The organism is Aeromonas sp. QDB17 (genome assembly GCF_027705305.1).
In the GTDB taxonomy this organism is placed as follows: Bacteria; Pseudomonadota; Gammaproteobacteria; order Enterobacterales; family Aeromonadaceae; genus Aeromonas; species Aeromonas caviae.
In genome coordinates this window covers 141,717-160,228 of sequence record NZ_JAPDBP010000010.1, presented here as the reverse complement: position 1 = coordinate 160,228, position 18,512 = coordinate 141,717, and the positions used below count along the sequence as shown (strand labels likewise).

Below are 18,512 nucleotides of genomic sequence, written 5' to 3'. Positions count from 1 at the left end.
GCGGTGCTCGACCTCCACACCCGACGGGTCGTGGGCTGGGCGATGTCCGGCAGGCCTGATGCTGAGTTGGCCGTGAACGCGCTCGACATGGCGTATCAGCAACGGGGCTGCCCGTCTGGCGTGCTGTTTCACTCCGACCAGGGCAGCCAATACGGCAGCCGGGTATTTCGGCAACGGCTGTGGCGCTATCGCATGACCCAGAGCATGAGTCGGCGTGGCAACTGCTGGGATAACGCGCCGATGGAGCGGCTGTTCAGGAGCCTCAAGACGGAATGGCTTCCGACCACGGGGTACATGAGCCTGCGGGAAGCCAAGCGGGATATCAGCTATTACCTAATGGATTACTACAACTGGCGGCGCCCGCATCAACACAATGATGGGATACCGCCAGCAGAGGCCGAAAATCGGCTTAACTGTGTGTCCGGATTTAGTTGACCACTACAGCTGAAGATCAAGAGAACATTTGCGCTGGACTCCAGAGCTACCTTGCGGTCGCACCTGATAGCTTGCGACAGAGAATCGGAAATATGGGATGAAGACGCCAGACTCATCCACATCAAGTGGATGACCAAGAGGTCTGAAGGGGGTTGTTAGCTGTAACTTGTTGAATGGCAGAAACAAGTGGTGGCCCTACCAGCCACATCCCGGCACTCGAGTCCCCCGCCTTGGCTGCTACCTTCCGGTCCTGACCAGGTCGACGGGTTATCAATGCGAGCCCAAATAAATCAGGCACTTAGGGATGGAACTGATTTCCATCACAGTGTTCTGAAACCTCAACAAGCGAGAACCCGCCGGAAGTACGGTCATCCACATCAAGTGGACATGCTTAAATTGGTAACAAACGGGGGTAATCCTACCCGCCCGCCCCTAGATAAATCAATTCGGAAAGAGCATTTAATCATCTTCTCATACCCCAAATTGGACTTAGCCAAAACCCTGCTAGACTAACCATCGGTCAAACATCAAGCATTTAGGGAGTGCAATATGGCCAAAAGATCATCTGACCATGCTAATGTTGGGAAGTTTGCCGGGGCTGGAGCAGGTTTGTTTGCTGTACTAGGTAGCGTACTTGCGGGACTTCCGGGCGCTGTAATTGGAGGAAGTATTGGCGGTGGTGTCGGTGGTGCCTTGGGCCATCACCTAGATGAGGATAAAGATAAAGGTAGCGATGAAAGTAAAAAATAATCGTGTCAGATGTCAGTAAAAAGGAGCCCGGTCGCAGGCTCCTTTTGGATCATTAGTTGCCACATGATCCCCACGCAATACCATCAGTGCCGCACTCTTCTTTGTGCGTCCCATCAGCAAAGACGGTGAACTTGCGGTAACGCCCTTGGTTGTCATAGCTGATAGTGGTGGTGACCTTGTTGCTGTCAGTCACGGTCTGCTTCTTGAACCAAGCACCAGCATCCGGCTCCGGCGTCTTGTCATCATAGCGGTACGGTAGTTTCTCAAAGGCAGCGACCAGTTCGCTCATGTTGCGGGTTGCATGATCATCCGCCATCCCTACCCAATCGTTCAGGAAGGGGAAGCTGTTAGAGCCACCGAGGAAATAGACAAACTGGCTGCCATAGTCAGCTTCGGCATCCTTGTAACCGACCGTCGCATAGCGGCCAGTAATCGCTCCAGCCAAACTCTCAGGGATGCAGTCGGCAAAGATGCCTGCCTCACCTCCGGCCAAGTTCACCAGCTCATACTCCTTCCCATCTGCCGTCGTGGAAATGGTTTCCTTAATGTCACAGGAGTAGGGGGCATCATCACCACCACGAGATTCAAACTCGTAGCTATTGCTGTAGCTGTATCCCTTGCCTGCAACATTGGTCTTTTCGCCATAGATGATGGTTCTGACGTCTTCACTGAAATCATCGCTGACCTTGACCAGCTCAGTCCGGCTCTTGTTGGCCCAATAGATCCCCTGATCACGATACCAAGCCTGCGGATAGGCATTATTGTGGTCTCTATAGTCCCCTTGGTGGTAATCCACATAGGCATAGAACGCATCAGGATGAGCACGTTTTAACTCTTCGCTGGCACTGAACGATTTCTGCAAACCACGGACGATCTCTTGAGCCTTGGTGGCTGTCGCACTATCACCGGTAGCGATGAAGTCATCAAACAGCTTCTGCTCAGGAATGTTGTAGTGGGACACAACCCGATCAACCGATTGTTTCAACGAGTTCATCAGCTGCTCACGCTTTAGCTGATCGGCCATCACACTCTGGCAAGTCAGAGATCCCCCCGCAGCCAGCTCTTTCTCGACAGCACTCCACAAAACCGTGGTCAGTGGAGTTACATGATAGAAATCGTCTTGCGTGATAGGCGTGAACTTCGGCGGCAATACCATCTGGTAAGCCTGCTCGACCGGCCCCAGATCCAAATCAACCGCTCCCACCGGAACATCGACCACTAAGGGTACGTATTGGGCACACTCCTCCTGAGCTTCGGTGAGTTCTAGCCGATAATCGCCGGTGTTAGAAGTCACCGCGTTGGGTTCCCCCTCATCCAACTGGCGGTTGAAGTTCAAATCCAGATAGGCGGTTGCCCCTTGCACATAGCCGTCGATGGCCTTGCCCTGAATAGCCGTCTTGGTGACGGGTTGGGTATCAGACCCACCATCACCTCCACCGCCGCCACAAGCTACCAGAGCCAGACTTACCCCTACACTAATTAACGAACGAACTGTCATCAGTTTCTCCTTGTTCTCTATTGACTCAACGCGACTCAATAGCCTATACAAAAGCGGGATACTAAAGAGTCTGGGAATTGATTTTTGTGATTGATACCGATTTCATGATATTTTTTCTTTCTATAATCATGATTTCATTGAATTTATCCCCCACCACGTAAGATACGCTGCACGCTGGAGAGACTGATCCCCGTCCTGCGTGCGATTTCTGCCTTGGCGAGCCCCCTTGCTGCCAATGCTTGCACCTCGTCTCCCTTCGCCATGGCTGTCGGTTTGCGGCCCTTATAGACCCCACGCTGCCTAGCCAGCTCAATCCCTTCTGCCTGTCGCTCCAGCATCAGCTCCCGCTCAAACGTGGCGATGGCACCGATCATGGTTAGCATCAGTTTTCCGGTCGGTGTCGAGGTATCGATACCCAGATTCAAAATCCTCAGAGCAACCCGTTTAGCGTGCAGGTACTCCGAGATCTCCAACAGGTGGCGAGTGTTGCGAGCCAAGCGATCCAGCTTGGTCACCATCACCACGTCTCCCTCACGAACAAAATCCAGCATCAACGAGAGCTGCGGGCGATCATCCTTGGCCCCGCTCACCTTCTCCTGAAATATCTTGCTGCACTCGGCCAGTGCCTGAAGCTGGGCATCCAGGCTCTGCCCCACAGTGCTGACACGTGCATATCCCACCAGTGCCATGGTCTCCTCCTGGTCAATAGGGCAAGGTACACTGACGCGACCGGTCAGAAGGTCGAAAGGAACCCATATGACCGGCAAAAAGTGGCACTTTCGCTCGCGTCACACGGGCTTGGTCTATTGACCTGAGCCAGTGATACAAATGAAAACGGGCCGCTCCGTGATGGAGGGCCCGCAGGGGTAGTCAACCAGATGCTCTGGCTGCTCTATCTATTGGTCATGCAGGGTGCCGACCAGGGGATCTCAATGACGCGTCGACCCGCCAGGCATCCGCAATACCTTGGCCAGCTCCTCAGCGTGAGCCTTGTCACGGGCGATTAGGCGGATCATCAGGGTTCCCCCTGCAATGGCAACCAGAGTCACCGAGGTCAGGATCATTTTGTTCATGGGTAGTCCTCTTCGTTCATGTTGTAGAAGTGTGGCGGCATGTAGCGGGCCATCATCGCGTTGACGATGACAGACGCAAACGCCGTCAGGGCTGCCTTCAAGGCATCCAGCAGCAGGGCTTTCGTGAAGTCGTTCATGGCGATTACTCAGGGGTTATCTTTAGGCGGTAGACCTCCATCCGGTGATAGTCGAGAAAGTTCCTCTCCCAGAGCCGGTAGAGGTCCATGGTGGTGGCCAACGGCCGATCTCCACACCAGAGCTGTGAGGCCAGCCCGGCGTTGAAGTCAAAATCGAGATCCTTGACCAGCTCGCCACCGAGGTAAGTGAACTCGGTGACGTAGGCCATCCCCCAGCTCTCAGCCCGTTTTTCCAGACGGATTTCGACCGGACGGTAACCGCCAGTGTCGGCGGAATAATCGGGACTACGGAAGTTGAGGGTCAGGGCGGTGGCATCGGGGTAGCTACCGATGATCTTGGCGAACAGAGTCTGTAGCGGTTTGGATGGAGTCATAGCAGCCCCCGCTCGGCAAACGAGAAGATGTCGTGCTGTCCCACCACAAAGTGGTCGAGCACTCGCACGTCTACCATCTCAAGCAGATCCTTGAGACGAGCGGTAACAGCCTTGTCGGCATCCGAGGGGTCGACCATACCGGAGGGGTGGTTGTGGGCCAGAATGACCGCAGCGGCGTTTCTGTTAAGGGCCGCCTTGACCACCTCACGGGGGTGAACGGTGCCTGCATTGATGGTGCCGAAGAACAGCTCCTGGTAATCGAGCAGTCGGTGTTGATTGTCGAGCAGCATGACGGCGAACACTTCCCGCTCGTACTCCCCCATCTTGAGCCGAAGGAAGTCTGCTGCCGCTTTGGGTTGAGTGAAGGCATTGCCAAGATGCCGCTGTCGGCTCTCCAGAATGGCCAATGCCTGATTGATGATGTGATCGCCCTGTCCGGGGTGATCATCATAGTGTTGTGACATAACAGTAACCTCGCGTCGTTTGGGTACACGAGTTACTTATGCCAGGGGATTTGGTTGTTATTGAATCCGAACGGAACTGGTATAAGGGGTGCAGGGGCCCACATTCACCTATGAGCCCTCTTAGAAATTTTTAGACGGATTTCACGGTTTTCCCCTTCATGACGCGATATGTTTCCACTTGTGGTCAAAAAAGAGGGATTAAAACCCACTTGAGACCAATTGTTAGCAATATCGTCTCGTTTTGTGTGAAGGAGAACACCAGTGGCAACTACTCATTTTATCCCCGCTCAGCCCAGTGAGTACGGTTACATCATTGTCGAACCAAATGACAACGGAGAAACGACCCTAGAGCGTTACCCATTGCTCGGGTACGCCGTCAAGATTACAGAAGGTGGGCCAGAAGATCTCAAGATACAGACGCTGCCGGTCTGCACAACAGGTGAGAGCTTCACCCCGAACTTCATCCAGCGCTATGACGGCACCTTCAGTCAAGCGGAAGGCGATCAACTCTGCTACTCCCTGTCAGAGATGATGAACCATTTCGGTTTCGAAGCAGATGATCTGCATACTCTGCCCCCGGCAAATGCCAAAGAGCTATCAGGATACGTCTGGCGTCCACTGCGGAACCCGCAAGGCTAATATCTGCTGATTTTGGATCGGGCCCTTTTGCCCGCCATCAAAGGCAAAGGGGTCATTTTGGATGTTCAATCTGCTGAAATTTCAGCATTTTATAGAACTTTTTCTGTATGAAATCTCGTAGAAAAAGTTCTTAAATCTGCCAAAATTTCAGCAGATCGGCAGACCTCCTCGACCTACCTAGCCTAGGATGGTGTTCCCACTTCCTTTGCTCGGTCTCGTTGCCCGCTGAAGGAGCACGTCAGCCCTGACATGCTTCTCCAGCAAACGCCTACTGACTCTGTGCCCGTAATGACTGATGGCCAGCCAACCCCTCGAGCAGCAAGTCCAGCAGCATATTCTGCAATGCCCTGGCCTTATCGGGGTGAGAGAGGTACGTCAGCGACATGCCCTGCTGGGTTTCCATTCGCCCGATGACGGCTTCATCCACCGCATTCGGGAAATCGCCATGCAGAATCGATTCCCGTGGGTTATTGCGGACCTGCTCCATCAGGGGGCCGTTCTCGCTTAGCTTGCTGACCATCCCCTGCACCCAGTCGAGCTTGTCCCCATCAGTCACTTCCAGGCCAAACAGATCGTTCATCCGAGCCAGCAGTTCGGAGAGGAAATCCTTCTTCTCCTCTTTCGGCTTGGCGCTGCCGAGGGAGGCGATCCCCTCCAGCCCATAACCGGCCGCATTCTCTTTGAGTTGCAGATCCTGTGTCCGCTTGGCCTTAAGGTGGTAGTGGCTCAGCATCACCGATGAAAGGTCTACTTGCTCTTCATCCAACACCTCTTCCCGCAGCAGGGGCAGCAGGTGGCGTGCAAAGACACACAGCCGCTCCATGTCGTAATCGTCGAAGGGGGTGATCTGGGAGACAAACTCGTAGAACCGCACATAGCCGTTGAGGTTCTTCTTGAACAGCTCCAGCACCGAACGGGCTTCCCCGGCCTCTTTCAACCGCCGCTCGGCGTTGGCCTGATCACTCCCTGAGCCGCCCTGTTCGATCAGCCACTTGAGCTGGGTCCGGCACTCCCGAATAGCATCGATGGCCAGCCGGTAACGCTTGGCGAAGCGATCTCTGGCCGGAACGGCGTGCCGCAAGAAGGCATCGGCCCCCCGTTTGGGGTCGAAGTAGGCATCGGTAAACGCTACCACCTCGGGCCAGGTGAAGATCCCTTCGCCCTTGAGCTTGTGGAACAGGTCATAGATAAGGTTCGGGTCCGACACTGAATCCAGCGTGGCGGTTTCGTAATACTTTTGGAACTCTTCCAGCACATCCTGCGGGTCGTTCACGAAGTCGAGCACATAGGTACTCTCCTTGCCCGGATAGGTGCGGTTGAGCCGCGAGAGGGTCTGGATGCAGTCCACCCCGGTCAGCTTCTTGTCTACATACATGGCACACAGCTTGGGCTGATCGAACCCGGTCTGGAACTTGTTGGCAACCAGCATCACCTGATAGTCAGCCGTATCGAACGCCTTACGCATGTCCCGGCCCTTCAGCTCCGGGTTCATGTTCCGCTCGTTCCACGTCTGCCCCTCGTCCTCGATGTCGCCCGAGAAGGCCACCATGGCCCGAATGGCTTGATAGCCTTGGTCCTTAACGTATTTGTCGAACGCCAGCTTGTAGCGGACCGCCTCCATCCGGCTGCTGGTCACCACCATCGCCTTGGCTTGACCGGCCAGCAGCGGTGCAACGTGCTGGCGGAAGTGCTCGACTATCACCTGCACTTTCTGGCCAATGTTGTGCGGGTGCAGCCGGACCCACTGGGATAGCTTGCGCTTGGCCTTCTTGCTGTCCACTTCTGCATCAGCCGCTTCGCTCTCCATCGCCAGCTTATAGGCCAGTTGGTAGCTGGTGTAGTTCCGCAACACGTCAAGGATGAACCCCTCCTCGATCGCTTGGCGCATGGTGTAAACGTGAAACGGCTGGGGTTTGTTCTCATCAGAAATGGGCAGATGGGGCTTGGGCGGGCGACCGAACAGCTCCAGCGTCTTGGCCTTCGGGGTAGCAGTGAAGGCGAAGTAGCTGATGTTCTGGCTGCCGCCACGGGCAGCCAAGGTCAGGTTCATCACATCCTCGGCCGAGAGCTCTTCTTCATCATTCAACTGCTCGGCCATCAACACCTCACGCAGCTGACGGGCAGTCTTGCCGGTCTGGCTGGAGTGAGCCTCGTCGGCCACCACCGCAAAGCGGCTGGCCTTCAGGCTGGAGCTCTCCTGAATCGCCTTGAGCACATGGGGGAAGGTCTGAATGGTGACGATAATGATGGGAGTGCCGCTGGTCAGTGCCTCGGCCAACTGAGCAGATTTGCTGCCATCCCCCTCTTCCCGATTAATGCGGGAGATCACCCCGGATGCGTGATCGAACTGAGCGATGGTCTCCTGCAACTGGCTATCGAGCACGGTCCGGTCGGTGACGACGATGACCGAATTGAATAGCTTATCCCCGTCACGCGGCAGCGATGCGAGCTGATGGGTCAACCAGGCAATAGAGTTCGACTTGCCCGAGCCCGCCGAGTGCTGGATCAGGTACTTCTGGCCGCTGCCTTCCTGCCGGAGGGTCGCCAACAGCGTCTCCACCACCTTCCACTGGTGATAGCGGGGGAAGATCATCGTCTCTTTCTTCTTGAGACGGCCCAGTGCGTCCTCATCCAATTTCACCTGCAGATGCAGATAGCGGCCCAGAATATTGAGGAAGGTCTCAGGCGCGAAAATCTCCTGCCATAGGTACTCGCTGGCATAGCCTGTCTCAGGCTGATCGTTCCCTGCCCCACCCTTGGCGGTGCCCCGGTTGAACGGCAGGAAGAAGGTATCTGCTCCGGCCAGCTTGGTGGTCATCGCCACCTCAAACTGATTGACGGCAAAGTGCACCAGTGCTCCGCGACGAAAAGCCAGCAAGGGCTCACGCTTGCCCGCCGTCACCAGTGGGCGGTCGAAGCGGTACTGCTGCTTGGCGTTCTCCAGGCTCTGTTTGAAGCACGATTTGAGTTCCAGCGTTGCCACCGGAATGCCGTTGAGAAACAGAGTGAGATCGAGCCGCCCCTCATAGCCATGGGGGCTGTAGACCAGCTCCGGCACCACCCGCAGTCGGTTCTTGGCATACCGCTCGACCAGTTCTGGGTTAAGGTCATGGTCGGGCTTGAAGGTGGCCACCGCCAGCCGGTGCCCTCGATCCTCTACCTGATGACGGAGTAACCACAAGGTGCCCCGCTCATCGCTGTCAAGGGATCGAGCCACGGCGTTGAGCAGATGACGCTCTGGCTCCTCACCGTAGGTCTTGCAGTATTTCTGCCACCCCTCTGGCTGGCTCTCCTGCACATAGGCGATCACATCTTCCGGGTAGAGTGCTCGCTCTTTGTCGTAGCGAGACGACTCACCGACCAGCCAACCTGATGCAGCCAGTTGCTCGATGATATGATCCTGAAAGGCCTTCTCCCGAGCCCTATTTTCCAAACTGAGGTCCTGACTCATGACTGACCCCCTCGGGCCAGCAGTACCTGATACAGCGCCTGCATCGCCGCCAGATGTCCCGGCAGCCGGCGATAGATCTCGACCGCAAGATCTTCCTTGTAGGTATGCGAGGTCAGGTTGCGATCTTTGAGCATCGACAACCAGACCGTCTCATCGGCCAGCCAGTGGGCCGCATAGGCTTGGCTCATGCACTCACGGGGGGTATTGGCTTCGATACCTTCCGCCGCCAGCGCCTTTTTCAGGGTCTTCCAGGTCAGTTCGATACAGAACTCGAAGCGTTGGATGCTGGCATCGACCACCAGCGGTTGGCTCGCGTCATAGCTCAGGGATTCGGCGAGACGTTGCAGGGCGTTGCCAAGGGCAACCAGATTCAGATCCAGACTCATTGCACTTCCTTAAGGCGTCATTCGTCGGTAGAGAGGCACCCTGTCACGCAGGATGGCCTGATACAGCGGGCTCTGGGGCGACTCCTCATCGAGTCGCACACAATCGATAGGGAGCAGGGTATCGGCCTCATCGATGATCGCCAACACCTGCTGCCATTGCGCCTCGCAGGCACCGGGGCACTCGATGGCGAGATCGATATCGGAGCGTTCACGCTGCTCACCCCGGGCTCGCGAGCCAAATAGCCAGATCGCCTCGACAAACGGTAATCTCGCCAGTGCCTGTAGAAATTGGTAATCGGCAAGCTGCATACCAGACCTCAGTATTTCTTATGCTCATTGGCTTGGCTGTAGAGAAGGAATTCCATCTGCGACATGATACGGGCTTCTTCACGCAGACGGCGACCCTGATCGCGGCAAAACAGTACCCGGTTGGCATCGACAATCGCAAAGGCAAGCGGAATGGGCGCCTGATTGATATCGACCACCGATAACTGCCCCTCGGCCAGCCCCAAGGCTCGCTGCCAGTCGAGGGCCAGCAACTCGGGCCGCAACCGGTTATCCAGAGAGTCAACCAATTTGACGGGGTCGAAGGCTACCGCCAGATCCCAGTCGCTGTGGGGCCCAGCGTTCCCCTTGGCGTGGGAACCATAGAGCCACAGCACCATCACCTCGGGGTGAGCGGCGGCGAGTGCGGCTAACTGTGCGGTGAGGGTAGGCAGAGTCATACCATTCACTCCTGTGCGAGAAAACGAGAAGGTCTGATAACGCGATCGTCCGATTACGCTTCGCTAATCGAACCTACGGGCTCACCAGCAGCAGATCGATACGATCTTGCTCGCGAAACACCTGCAGGTCGTCGTAATCACAGAGATCGATATCGAGCAAAGAGACGTCGCCACTACGCCGATCTGGCAAGTCATAGAGCAACCTTGAAAGCAGCGACTCAAAGAAGCGGGAGCCCAAGCCATGGGGCTCACGGGGATTGAAGAGGGTGCCGAAAAAATGGGAGTGGCGGATCTCCTGACGCACCATCCCCATCTCTTCAAACAGGTTGAACTCGGAGACCATGCCCCCCAGCTTATCGAGCTCCTTGCTATCGAAAATCAGCTCGGTCAGCCAGCGGTACTGTTCGTCATTGCTGGTTGAAGCAATCGCATCAGTCGCCTCGGTTTTCGGCATTGCACTCATGCAGCAACCTCGTCGGCGGGTGGCGTCCAGCCCCGTAGGTCGATCTTGCCGGTGACTGCGGCGGAGATCAGGGCGGTACGGCGTTCTTTAAGTAGCAACACACCAGCCTCAGCCTTCACTACTAACCTTTCAATCTGCAGGTCAACCTGCGATATTCTTTGCCCAATAAGAGACTGCTCTTCTATTGGTGGAACTGCTATCGAGAGCATACTTATTCGTTCAACAGATATACCTGGCTGGGCGGCAGAAACAGAATACTGACCTAAGTCCATAAATCTCAAAAACTCAGACAAGAACCTAACATCAAATTGAATTCGAGGATAAACAACCACAGCGTGCTCGGAAGCAAAGAATTTTCCATCGGCTACATTAACATTGCCACATAGTGCCCCCTGACGTCCAATAAGAGCATAGGTCCCATTACAGTTGAACTGTTCACAGTAGCCCCGAAGTCCATTCCCGCCATAAACCGGATAAGTGCCCTCTGGCTCAATTTCATTCGACGTAATTCCGTCCCCACTTTTAAGTGACAAAACATAACTCAATTTGACTACAGCCCAATGCTCCGGCACTTGGCCGAGCCACTCGATGCCGGCATCTTTCATGGGGGCGTTGGGGTAGAGGCCCTTGGTGACGGCGTGGGAGATCACTGCCTGCCGCTTCTCTTTGAGCAGTTCGATCAGCCGCTGCTGCTGGGCAATCAGCCGATCGATACGAGCGGTTTCGTAGTCGAGGAAAGCTGCGATAGTATGTTGTTCTGGCAGTGAAGGGAATGGAATATATTGCCCCTTGATATCGTCCCAGCCTATAGCTGCTCGATGCTCAAGTATTCCATTTCCAAGAATGGCTAAATGTTTCTGAAAAGGCTTATTTTCGAACAACCGAAGAGCATACCGCTGTTCAACAACATCTGTATTTGCATCAAGAATAATGTAAACAGGGCTACAAATTCCATCGTAAGGCGACATGCCATAAGAACCAATGGCATAGTTCATACTGTTAATAACAAGGTTTCCCTTGCGGACTATTTTACACTTTGTTAAATCGTCCGGTTTTTTATTTCCTACATCACCTTTATCTTCATACAGCACGATTCCGATGTTAGCCATCAATGAAAGGTAATTGTCTTCCTTTCCATCGGTATTTTTTGCAACCAAATGGGTAACTCCCGCACGACACGGAAGAACACCCCAATGACTTGGTACTTCGCCCAACCACTCCACTCCCGAATCCTTATATTCCGGATAGGGGTGATATTTACCTGTCAGCCCTTGCTGAGCAGTAGCAACGACTTCGCTCATGAATGCACCTCCGCCAGCAGCTGCATAATCTCCTTGGCGACCGCATCGAGATCAGCATCAATCGCTGCCAGCTCCCGGGGCGGCTGGTACTGGTAGAAGTGGCGGTTAAAGGGGATCTCGTAGCCCACGATGCCCACTTGACCATCGAGCGGGTCGGTTTTACTGGTGTCGATCCAGGCATCCGGCACAAGGGGCAACACCTCACGCTTCAGATATTCATGAATGTCTTCCCCCAACGGCACATTTTCGTTATCCCGCAGATCCGCATTAGCCTCCTGCTCGCCCTTGGTTTTACACACTTCGGCGGCGTCGTCCTGCTCAGCCAGATGGTTCACCAGCAGCTTGAAGGCCGGGGCGGGTAGCTTGACCTCACCTAGCAGCTTGATCAGTTGCTTTTTGAATTTGTCGCGAGAGAGCAACTTGGCCTCAGCGAACTGGCCCAAGGCAGTGAGAATGGCAGACTGCAGGGTGCCATCGAGCTTGGCCCAGCCCTTGTCGGCGGTGAGGCTGGCAAGGCGATCGGCATCCTGCGGATAGAACGCCAGTTTCAGCGGCCGCTCCACCGTGATACGGCGATAACCGAAGGCGGTGGTGGGGAAGATCTTGGCGATGGACCCTTCTTCATAACGGCTGGCGAGGCGGACGATTTGCTCAATGGCCTCGTCGCTCAATTGCTTACGCTTGGAGCCCAAGGATTTTCGCATTGGGCTGTGCATGTCGCTGGCGTTGATCAGCAGCACCTTGCCCTTACGCTCGGCCGGTTTGTGGTTCGACAGCACCCAGATATAGGTGGCGATGCCGGTGTTGTAGAACATGTCGGTGGGCAAGGCCACCAGGGTATCGAGCAGGTCGTGCTCCAGGATGTAGCGGCGGATCTCGCTCTCGCCGCTGCCTGCCCCACCGGTAAAAAGCGGGGAGCCGTTGAGGATGATGCCGATGCGGGAACCTTCCGGCTTCATCTTGGCGATAAGATGTTGCAGGAACAACAGCGATCCATCGGAGACACGGGGCAGACCCGCCCCGAAGCGGCCGCTGTGGCCCTTTAGCAGGTGTTCGTCCCTTACTTGCTTCTCGACCTTCTTCCAGTCCACCCCGAATGGTGGGTTGGAGAGGCAGTAGTCGAACTTCTCCTGCGGTAACTGATCATCGGAGAGGGTGTTGCCGAGCTTGATGTTGCTGATGTCCTGCCCCTTGATCAGCATGTCGGCCTTACAGATGGCGAATGACTCGGGGTTGAGCTCCTGCCCGAAGGTGGCCAGACGGGCAGCGGGGTTCAGCTCGTGCAGATACTCCATGCCGCAGGAGAGGAAGCCGCCGGTGCCAGCGGTGGGATCATAGATGGTTCGCACCACGCCCGCAGTGGTCAGAGCCTCGTCATCAGCCGCAAACACCAGCGAGGTGGTGAGCCTCACGATATCGCGGGGGGTGAAGTGCTCCCCGGCAGTCTCGTTGGAGCTCTCGGCAAACTTGCGGATCAGCTCCTCGAACACCAGACCCATGTGGTAGTTGTCTACGGTCTCGGGGGAGAGATCGACGTTGGCGAAGTTGCGAACCACCTTGTAAAGCAGGTCGGCATCTTCCAGCAGATCGATGCTGGCGGCAAAGTTGAAGTGCTCGAACACCTCGAATGCCTCACGGGAAAAGCCCCGCACATAGGCATCCAGGTTATCGCCAATCTGCTTCTCGCCAAGGTTATCCAAGGTGAGCTTGGCGGTGTTGTAGAAGCTCTGCCCGGCGGCATTGAGCAGCAGCTTATGGCGGGCCAGCTCGGGCATGGCCTTGGTGCTCTCGGCGGTGGCCAGCACCTTGTCACGGGTCGGGGCCAGTACGCACTCAAGACGACGTAACACGGTGAAGGGCAGGATGATGCGGCCATACTGGGACTGTTTGAAATCACCTCGCAGGAGGTCAGCCACCGACCAGATGAGATTGGCAAGGGATGAGATATTGGTTGTCATGGAAACCCCGTGGGACGCTCGAAATAGCGTGATCCTATCACAGCATCTGGCCTCCAGTCGTGGCCTCGGAGCAGGCTGCGTAAATCTGCCGTTTTTGATTTTCCCGTTTGGCCCACCAACAAGGGCAAAGGGGCCAATTAGGGTGCTCAATCTGCGGAAATTTCAGCATTTTATAGAACTTTTTCTGTGTGAGACTTCGTAGAAAAAGTTCTTAAATCTGCCAAAATTTCAGCAGATCGGCAGACCTCATATCCCACCTATTTGGCGGGGGCGGAGGCCAGCTATCAACTTAGCAAGGAATGTCACTACATCACCTGTTGTCAATCATTAGAATATTTCATGAATAGCCGTTTTTGCGTTGTTCACAACGAAAACTCGAAATGGGACCTTGGGGAGGAAAAAAGAGGGGTTGTATTGCTTCTGCCGATCCGTATAGTCGGGGTTGTCGGCGGGCAGACGCCCCCGCACATCGCACCTTGGCTCACGCCATAGGCCCACGGGGGGCGCTGTTACCCGATCTGATTACCGCCGCTTGGAACACACACAACCTAATTTTAGTTCCACAGCAGCGGTCATCTAAGAGGAGAGACATCATGTCTCAATCCACCAAGTTTGACCTTGAATTTGCCCTGGCCGATGCAGGCCACTCCCTGACTATCGACTTTGCTGCCATCAAAGAGCAGTTCCCCATCATGGATGTCGCCTCAGCCCTGACCGGGCAAGACGTCAAAAAAGTCGGCTCCAACACCTACCGACTGGATGATGCCAGTTGCCCACTGTGCGGCCATAATGATTGCTTCACCCTCTACCCTGACGGCGATAGCTTCCACTGCTTCAGTTGCGAGGAAAGAGGCGACGTGTTCGATCTGATCGTCAAGTGCGGTCAAGCCGACAAGGCATCTGATGCTGCTCGTCTGCTCCTGCTGGGAGAACTGGCAGTCACCCCAACCGTTCGCAAAGTGGTGAAGCTGGAGCAGCCGATCTACACGGCCCCACCTGCTCGCCTGCAAGAACTCTTCAATCTCGCAGCTAGTCACTATCAGTCCCGTCTGGATGTAGACGAACTGATGGAGCGGCGTGGCCACTCTGAGGAGGTGTTGGTGGGGTTGGATATCGGCTTCTCCGGTGGCCTGAACAAGGCACTGAAGGATGCAGGGTTCAGCCAAGAGGAGCGGCTGGCCTCCGGTCTGGTCAAGCCTCGCAAGGATGCACCTGACCAGCTTCGCGACTTCTTCCCGAGTGGCGTCTATGTGTTCCCGCACTTCGACCGCAACGGACAAGTCAGCCGCTTCACCTTCAAGGACCCGAACAAGCAGCACCAGTACCAACTGCCGAGCGCCTGTTGGCTTAACGGGGTGCAGTTCTACGGGGAAGAGTGTCTGAATGCCCCTGGCCCTGTCGCCCTGGTAGAAGGGGAGAATGACCGCCTGTCGCTGGTGGATGCAGGTTGGTCAGGCCCCGTGCTGGCTACCATTGGGACTCTGTCACAGACCCAGTTGGAGTGGCTGGGGCGTGAGCTGGCTGACTGTGATGTCGTCACCTTCTTCGATACCGATGAGGCGGGCGACAAGTACCGCTCCAAGGTGGCTCGGCTCGGCCTCAAGCTGACTCAGGTCAAGCTGCCAGATTGCGTGAAGGACATCGACGAATACCTGCATGGCGACAACCCCTTGCCTCTGACCGAACTGGTGGCGGCATTCACCCTAGCTGAGCCTGTGGCCGAAGCCGAAGCCGAAGCCGAAGCCGAAGCCGAAGCCGAAGCCGAAGCCGAAGCCGAAGCCGAAGCCGAAGCCGTTCAGGACGATGATCAGCATCTGGAAGTCGTCAAGGTCCTGCCACGTACAGCCATCTTTGAAAACGAGCTCAACGATTCGGCCAACGCCGAACGGTTCGTGCAGATGCACGGGCATAACCTGAAGTTCGTCCCTGAGTTAGGTGGCTTCATCCACTTCGATGGTACGCACTGGACCCAGAATGACTTGACGCCCATGATCCTTGCTCAAACCGTGGGCAAAGAGATCCAGGAAATCGGGCAGATGTTGATCAAGCAGGCGTGCAAGAAAGAGGAGCTGTCTTGGGCTTATGCAGTGCTCAGACACGGTTCTAGCAGCCTTAACCGGGCTGGCATTCAGAACATGTTGGAACTGGCCAAGCCGATGATGACGGCAAGACTGCACGAGCTGAACGCCAATCCGATGCTGTTGGGCACGGCGAACGGTGTCATCGACCTGAAGTCGGGTCGCCTGTTGGCACCGAGACGGGCATTCATGATGACCCACCATAGCCCGGTGGTCTACGACCCAGCTGCTGTCTGCCCGCGATGGGAGCAGTTCATCGACGAGATCTGCTGTGGTAATGCCGAGTACGCTGCCTTCCTGCAACGTTGTGTGGGCTACTGGATCACCGGCCGCACCGACGAACAGCTCCTGTTCTTCCTCCACGGGGGCGGCTGCAACGGCAAGAGTACCTTCATGTCGGTCATTCAGCAGTTGCTGGGAGAGTTCAGTCGGCAGATCAACAGTAACGTCTTGCTGTTCAACCGCAACGGCAATACTGGGCCGAACCCGTCCCTGACCAAGCTGGTGGATGCACGTCTCGTGGTCGCCAACGAGCTGCCTGAGGGGGCCCGTATGGATGAGAACTTGGTGAAGGCCATGACGGGGGATGACGTGATTGTCGCTCGTGCTCCCTACGCCAAGAAGGAGATGGAGTTCCGCCCATCCTTCTCTCTGGTGATGGTGGGCAACCACAAGCCCGAGATCCGCGATACCAGCAATGGCATGTGGCGTCGGATGCTGATGCTGCCCTTCAATGCCTCCTTCACGAAGGAACAGCTGGACCCAATGCTGATGGAGAAGCTGCGGGCCGAGATGCCCGGCATTCTGAACTGGGCCATCCAGGGCTGCCAGATGTGGCAAGACCAGAGGCTCAAGGCATCGATTCCTGCTCGCCTCAAGCAGGATGTCGAGACCTACCGTGCCGAGTCGGATATGGTTGGCTGCTTCCTTGAAGAGTGCACCCAGGCCAGAGCAGGGGCCAAAGTGCCCATGAGCGAGGTCTACGCAGTCTACAGCCGCTGGGCACAGCAGAACGGTGAATGGGCCATGAAGAAGCTGGCCCTCAAGAAGAAGCTGCTAGAAAAGGGCTATCTGATCCCCCGCTATAACAGCAAGGACACCATCATCGGGTTGACCCTGCTCGATAGCGAGATGGCGGACATGACGGTCTCAACCCACCGAGAGCAGCCGGAAACAGGAGCGAACTACACAGTATGACGAATGGGGGGCCTGCGGGCCCCTCTGCCGTTTTTGACTTTCCCATTTTGCCCGCCAACAAAGGAAAATGGACCAAACCAAGCAGTCAATCTGCCGAAATTTCAGCATTTTATAGAACTTTTTCTGTATGAGACTTCGTAGAAAAAGTTCTTAAATCTGCCAAAATTTCAGCAGATCGGCAGACCCATCCTTCCTGTTATCCGGCATCAGCAAAGGATGAGAGGGCTGCGTCCATCACCTCTTTGAGCTTCTCCAGCGAGACATCCCCACCGTATCGGTCATAGCTGATCGCCCCGTTGGTGTGACCCAAGATCGCCGCCGCATACTGCAATGGCACACCGTGATCTTTGAGGGCTGTCCCCACGGTATGGCGCAGGCTGTGGAAGTCCTTATCTACAGGGCGATGGCGGCTAAACCACTGCCCCCACAAGTGGCTGTATCCATCCTGGCGATGGGGCAGTTCAGGGAAGAGGCGTCCCCCTGCCCTCCCCTTCACAAACTCGATGAAACCGTTCTGGAGGAGGTGTCGATGGAGAGGAACGAGACGAGCACTGTTGGCCGTCTTGAGTTTCTGGTCTGGCCGTCCACTGCGAATATTCAGGCACCATATACCGTCAACCTGTTGCACATCATCGGCATAGAGCTGACAGATTTCGTTGGCACGAGCTCCGGTGAACAGACCCAGCAGAGCAATCCACCTACGGTGGGGCTCTTGCTGCTTAGCCCACCCGATAAACTTGCGACGTTCTTCCGCTGTGTACCCACTTCGTGAGTTCACCTCCTTGGCTCGCTGTAGCTTCAATCCGGCGAAGTGGTTGATGACCCCATCCTGATGGTTAGCCAGCCAGTTAAACAGCAGGGAGAGCTTCTGGAGATACTTGTTGATCGTCGTTGGGCTCTTACCGGAGTTCAGCAGGTCCTCCTTGAACTTGACCACATCCGCTTTCGCATAGTCAGCAGCCGGTCTATCCCCCAGCGCCTTGATGAAGCAGCCGATGTAGTTCTTCTGGTTGCTGAGCTCTTTCGGTGCCCAGGAGAGGGCCTTCTCTTTCAGATAGCGGTCACTCAAGACCGACAGGAGCGGAGCAAGCGGTTTGGCCGCCGGAACAGCAGGCTTGATGTGCGGCTGAGGTTGAGGGTTCTCTGGCTCACTTGTGGGTTGCACAACTGGTTTAGCTTTGGAACGCACACAGGCAAGCAGCTTCGCAACAGCTGCACGGGCCGTCAGCTTGTCTCGGGTATGCAGGGATTTTTTGATCTCTTTACGACGACCACAGGGGAGCGTGGTGACTTTCCGGTAATACCAGATGCCGTGGGGACTGAGCCAGAGATTCATCGATGAGCTCCTCGTCGTCCACACAAAGTGGATGACCAAGGGCTTTAGGAAGCTAACTTATTGAATTGCAGAAACAAGTGGTGGCCCTACCAGCCACATCCCGGCACTCGAGTCCCCCGCCTTGGCTGCTACCTTCCGGTCCTGACCAGGTCGACGGGTTATCAATGCGAGAGGACCAATAGGACCACCGGCGAGGAGAATAGGCAAACTGGCCCCTCAATGCAACGGCTTTCTACCGCTGCGCGAG

18 protein-coding genes and 2 other RNA genes are annotated in these 18,512 nt (G+C 55.7%); 4 read left to right on the top strand and 16 right to left on the bottom strand.

The genetic code is table 11. The annotated features are described in order from the left end of the window. Positions 1-435, top strand: a 435-nt coding sequence (locus OKC41_RS10755; RefSeq protein WP_270672015.1) for an IS3 family transposase, incomplete at its 5' end; no start/stop codon positions are given. A 193-nt stretch (positions 436-628) separates the two neighbouring features. Here OKC41_RS10755 and ffs (OKC41_RS10750) read toward each other — a convergent pair. After that, positions 629-722, bottom strand: an RNA gene (gene ffs / locus OKC41_RS10750) — signal recognition particle sRNA small type. Between the two features lie 262 nt (positions 723-984). On the opposite strand from ffs (OKC41_RS10750), the gene OKC41_RS10745 reads away from it, so the two are divergent. Next, on the top strand, positions 985-1,185 hold the full coding sequence (locus OKC41_RS10745) for a hypothetical protein (RefSeq protein WP_144406139.1): 201 nt from the start codon (positions 985-987) through the stop codon (positions 1,183-1,185). Positions 1,186-1,237: 52 nt separating this feature from the next. Here the strand turns inward: OKC41_RS10745 and OKC41_RS10740 are convergent, their stop codons facing one another. The 6 genes from OKC41_RS10740 to radC form a co-directional block, all read right to left on the bottom strand. Continuing rightward, entirely contained in the window at positions 1,238-2,683 is a 1,446-nt protein-coding gene (locus OKC41_RS10740) for a hypothetical protein (RefSeq protein ID WP_005345170.1), read from the bottom strand. Positions 2,684-2,826: 143 nt separating this feature from the next. Further along, positions 2,827-3,372: a recombinase family protein gene (locus OKC41_RS10735; RefSeq protein WP_236766823.1), complete on the bottom strand. Its 546-nt coding sequence runs from the start codon at positions 3,370-3,372 to the stop codon at positions 2,827-2,829. Positions 3,373-3,612: 240 nt separating this feature from the next. Further along, positions 3,613-3,756, bottom strand: coding sequence for a hypothetical protein (locus OKC41_RS10730; protein WP_167332170.1), 144 nt, complete (start codon positions 3,754-3,756; stop codon positions 3,613-3,615). Next, on the bottom strand, positions 3,753-3,893 hold the full coding sequence (locus OKC41_RS10725) for a hypothetical protein (protein WP_005324906.1): 141 nt from the start codon (positions 3,891-3,893) through the stop codon (positions 3,753-3,755). Before OKC41_RS10725 ends, OKC41_RS10730 begins: the two co-directional genes overlap by 4 nt. Before the next feature lie 5 nt (positions 3,894-3,898). Next, the gene (locus tag OKC41_RS10720) at positions 3,899-4,267 is read right to left on the bottom strand and encodes a DUF2787 family protein (RefSeq protein WP_024943928.1); all 369 of its coding nucleotides are present in this window, start codon (positions 4,265-4,267) and stop codon (positions 3,899-3,901) included. Then, positions 4,264-4,731 (bottom strand): DNA repair protein RadC, encoded by a 468-nt coding sequence (gene radC / locus OKC41_RS10715; protein ID WP_005324908.1) that lies wholly within the window; start codon positions 4,729-4,731, stop codon positions 4,264-4,266. The genes OKC41_RS10720 and radC overlap by 4 nt, the downstream gene beginning before the upstream one ends. 261 nt (positions 4,732-4,992) lie before the next feature. On the opposite strand from radC, the gene OKC41_RS10710 reads away from it, so the two are divergent. Next, complete coding sequence (locus OKC41_RS10710; protein WP_024943929.1) at positions 4,993-5,370, top strand: hypothetical protein; 378 nt, start codon at positions 4,993-4,995, stop codon at positions 5,368-5,370. Positions 5,371-5,638: 268 nt separating this feature from the next. Here the strand turns inward: OKC41_RS10710 and OKC41_RS10705 are convergent, their stop codons facing one another. The 7 genes from OKC41_RS10705 to OKC41_RS10675 all read right to left on the bottom strand — a co-directional run bounded on the left by OKC41_RS10705 (position 5,639) and on the right by OKC41_RS10675 (position 13,654). Beyond that, complete coding sequence (locus OKC41_RS10705) at positions 5,639-8,821, bottom strand: type I restriction endonuclease subunit R (RefSeq protein WP_270672010.1); 3,183 nt, start codon at positions 8,819-8,821, stop codon at positions 5,639-5,641. Next, entirely contained in the window at positions 8,818-9,207 is a 390-nt protein-coding gene (locus OKC41_RS10700; RefSeq protein ID WP_201957520.1) for an HI0074 family nucleotidyltransferase substrate-binding subunit, read from the bottom strand. The genes OKC41_RS10705 and OKC41_RS10700 overlap by 4 nt, the downstream gene beginning before the upstream one ends. A 9-nt stretch (positions 9,208-9,216) precedes the next feature. Next, positions 9,217-9,516, bottom strand: a complete 300-nt coding sequence (locus tag OKC41_RS10695; protein WP_201957523.1) for a nucleotidyltransferase family protein — start codon at positions 9,514-9,516, stop codon at positions 9,217-9,219. An 8-nt stretch (positions 9,517-9,524) separates the two neighbouring features. Further along, the gene (locus OKC41_RS10690; RefSeq protein ID WP_024943932.1) at positions 9,525-9,932 is read right to left on the bottom strand and encodes a nucleotidyltransferase domain-containing protein; all 408 of its coding nucleotides are present in this window, start codon (positions 9,930-9,932) and stop codon (positions 9,525-9,527) included. 73 nt (positions 9,933-10,005) lie between these two features. Continuing rightward, on the bottom strand, positions 10,006-10,395 hold the full coding sequence (locus OKC41_RS10685) for a PD-(D/E)XK nuclease family protein (RefSeq protein ID WP_270672007.1): 390 nt from the start codon (positions 10,393-10,395) through the stop codon (positions 10,006-10,008). Then, positions 10,392-11,696 carry a restriction endonuclease subunit S gene (locus OKC41_RS10680; RefSeq protein ID WP_270672006.1) on the bottom strand — a complete coding sequence of 435 codons (1,305 nt, stop codon included), beginning with the start codon at positions 11,694-11,696 and terminating at the stop codon, positions 10,392-10,394. The genes OKC41_RS10685 and OKC41_RS10680 overlap by 4 nt, the downstream gene beginning before the upstream one ends. Further along, a complete protein-coding gene (locus tag OKC41_RS10675) occupies positions 11,693-13,654 on the bottom strand; it encodes a class I SAM-dependent DNA methyltransferase (RefSeq protein ID WP_270672005.1) in 1,962 nt (653 codons plus the stop codon). The genes OKC41_RS10680 and OKC41_RS10675 overlap by 4 nt, the downstream gene beginning before the upstream one ends. Before the next feature lie 593 nt (positions 13,655-14,247). On the opposite strand from OKC41_RS10675, the gene OKC41_RS10670 reads away from it, so the two are divergent. Beyond that, the gene (locus OKC41_RS10670) at positions 14,248-16,929 is read left to right on the top strand and encodes a phage/plasmid primase, P4 family (RefSeq protein ID WP_270672004.1); all 2,682 of its coding nucleotides are present in this window, start codon (positions 14,248-14,250) and stop codon (positions 16,927-16,929) included. A 196-nt stretch (positions 16,930-17,125) separates the two neighbouring features. Here the strand turns inward: OKC41_RS10670 and OKC41_RS10665 are convergent, their stop codons facing one another. Next, positions 17,126-18,265, bottom strand: a complete 1,140-nt coding sequence (locus OKC41_RS10665; RefSeq protein WP_270672003.1) for a site-specific integrase — start codon at positions 18,263-18,265, stop codon at positions 17,126-17,128. 84 nt (positions 18,266-18,349) lie between these two features. After that, positions 18,350-18,446, bottom strand: an RNA gene (ffs, locus tag OKC41_RS10660) — signal recognition particle sRNA small type. Positions 18,447-18,512: the final 66 nt, after the last annotated feature.

Bases quoted from the DNA above. Each gene is read 5' to 3' on its own strand.
- OKC41_RS10745 (WP_144406139.1), top strand. From the start codon at position 985: ATGGCCAAAAGATCATCTGACCATGCTAATGTTGGGAAGTTTGCCGGG.
- OKC41_RS10740 (WP_005345170.1), bottom strand. From the start codon at position 2,683: ATGACAGTTCGTTCGTTAATTAGTGTAGGGGTAAGTCTGGCTCTGGTA.
- OKC41_RS10735 (WP_236766823.1), bottom strand. From the start codon at position 3,372: ATGGCACTGGTGGGATATGCACGTGTCAGCACTGTGGGGCAGAGCCTG.
- OKC41_RS10730 (WP_167332170.1), bottom strand. From the start codon at position 3,756: ATGAACAAAATGATCCTGACCTCGGTGACTCTGGTTGCCATTGCAGGG.
- OKC41_RS10725 (WP_005324906.1), bottom strand. From the start codon at position 3,893: ATGAACGACTTCACGAAAGCCCTGCTGCTGGATGCCTTGAAGGCAGCC.
- OKC41_RS10720 (WP_024943928.1), bottom strand. From the start codon at position 4,267: ATGACTCCATCCAAACCGCTACAGACTCTGTTCGCCAAGATCATCGGT.
- radC (WP_005324908.1), bottom strand. From the start codon at position 4,731: ATGTCACAACACTATGATGATCACCCCGGACAGGGCGATCACATCATC.
- OKC41_RS10705 (WP_270672010.1), bottom strand. From the start codon at position 8,821: ATGAGTCAGGACCTCAGTTTGGAAAATAGGGCTCGGGAGAAGGCCTTT.
- OKC41_RS10700 (WP_201957520.1), bottom strand. From the start codon at position 9,207: ATGAGTCTGGATCTGAATCTGGTTGCCCTTGGCAACGCCCTGCAACGT.
- OKC41_RS10695 (WP_201957523.1), bottom strand. From the start codon at position 9,516: ATGCAGCTTGCCGATTACCAATTTCTACAGGCACTGGCGAGATTACCG.
- OKC41_RS10690 (WP_024943932.1), bottom strand. From the start codon at position 9,932: ATGACTCTGCCTACCCTCACCGCACAGTTAGCCGCACTCGCCGCCGCT.
- OKC41_RS10685 (WP_270672007.1), bottom strand. From the start codon at position 10,395: ATGAGTGCAATGCCGAAAACCGAGGCGACTGATGCGATTGCTTCAACC.
- OKC41_RS10680 (WP_270672006.1), bottom strand. From the start codon at position 11,696: ATGAGCGAAGTCGTTGCTACTGCTCAGCAAGGGCTGACAGGTAAATAT.
- OKC41_RS10675 (WP_270672005.1), bottom strand. From the start codon at position 13,654: ATGACAACCAATATCTCATCCCTTGCCAATCTCATCTGGTCGGTGGCT.
- OKC41_RS10670 (WP_270672004.1), top strand. From the start codon at position 14,248: ATGTCTCAATCCACCAAGTTTGACCTTGAATTTGCCCTGGCCGATGCA.
- OKC41_RS10665 (WP_270672003.1), bottom strand. From the start codon at position 18,265: ATGAATCTCTGGCTCAGTCCCCACGGCATCTGGTATTACCGGAAAGTC.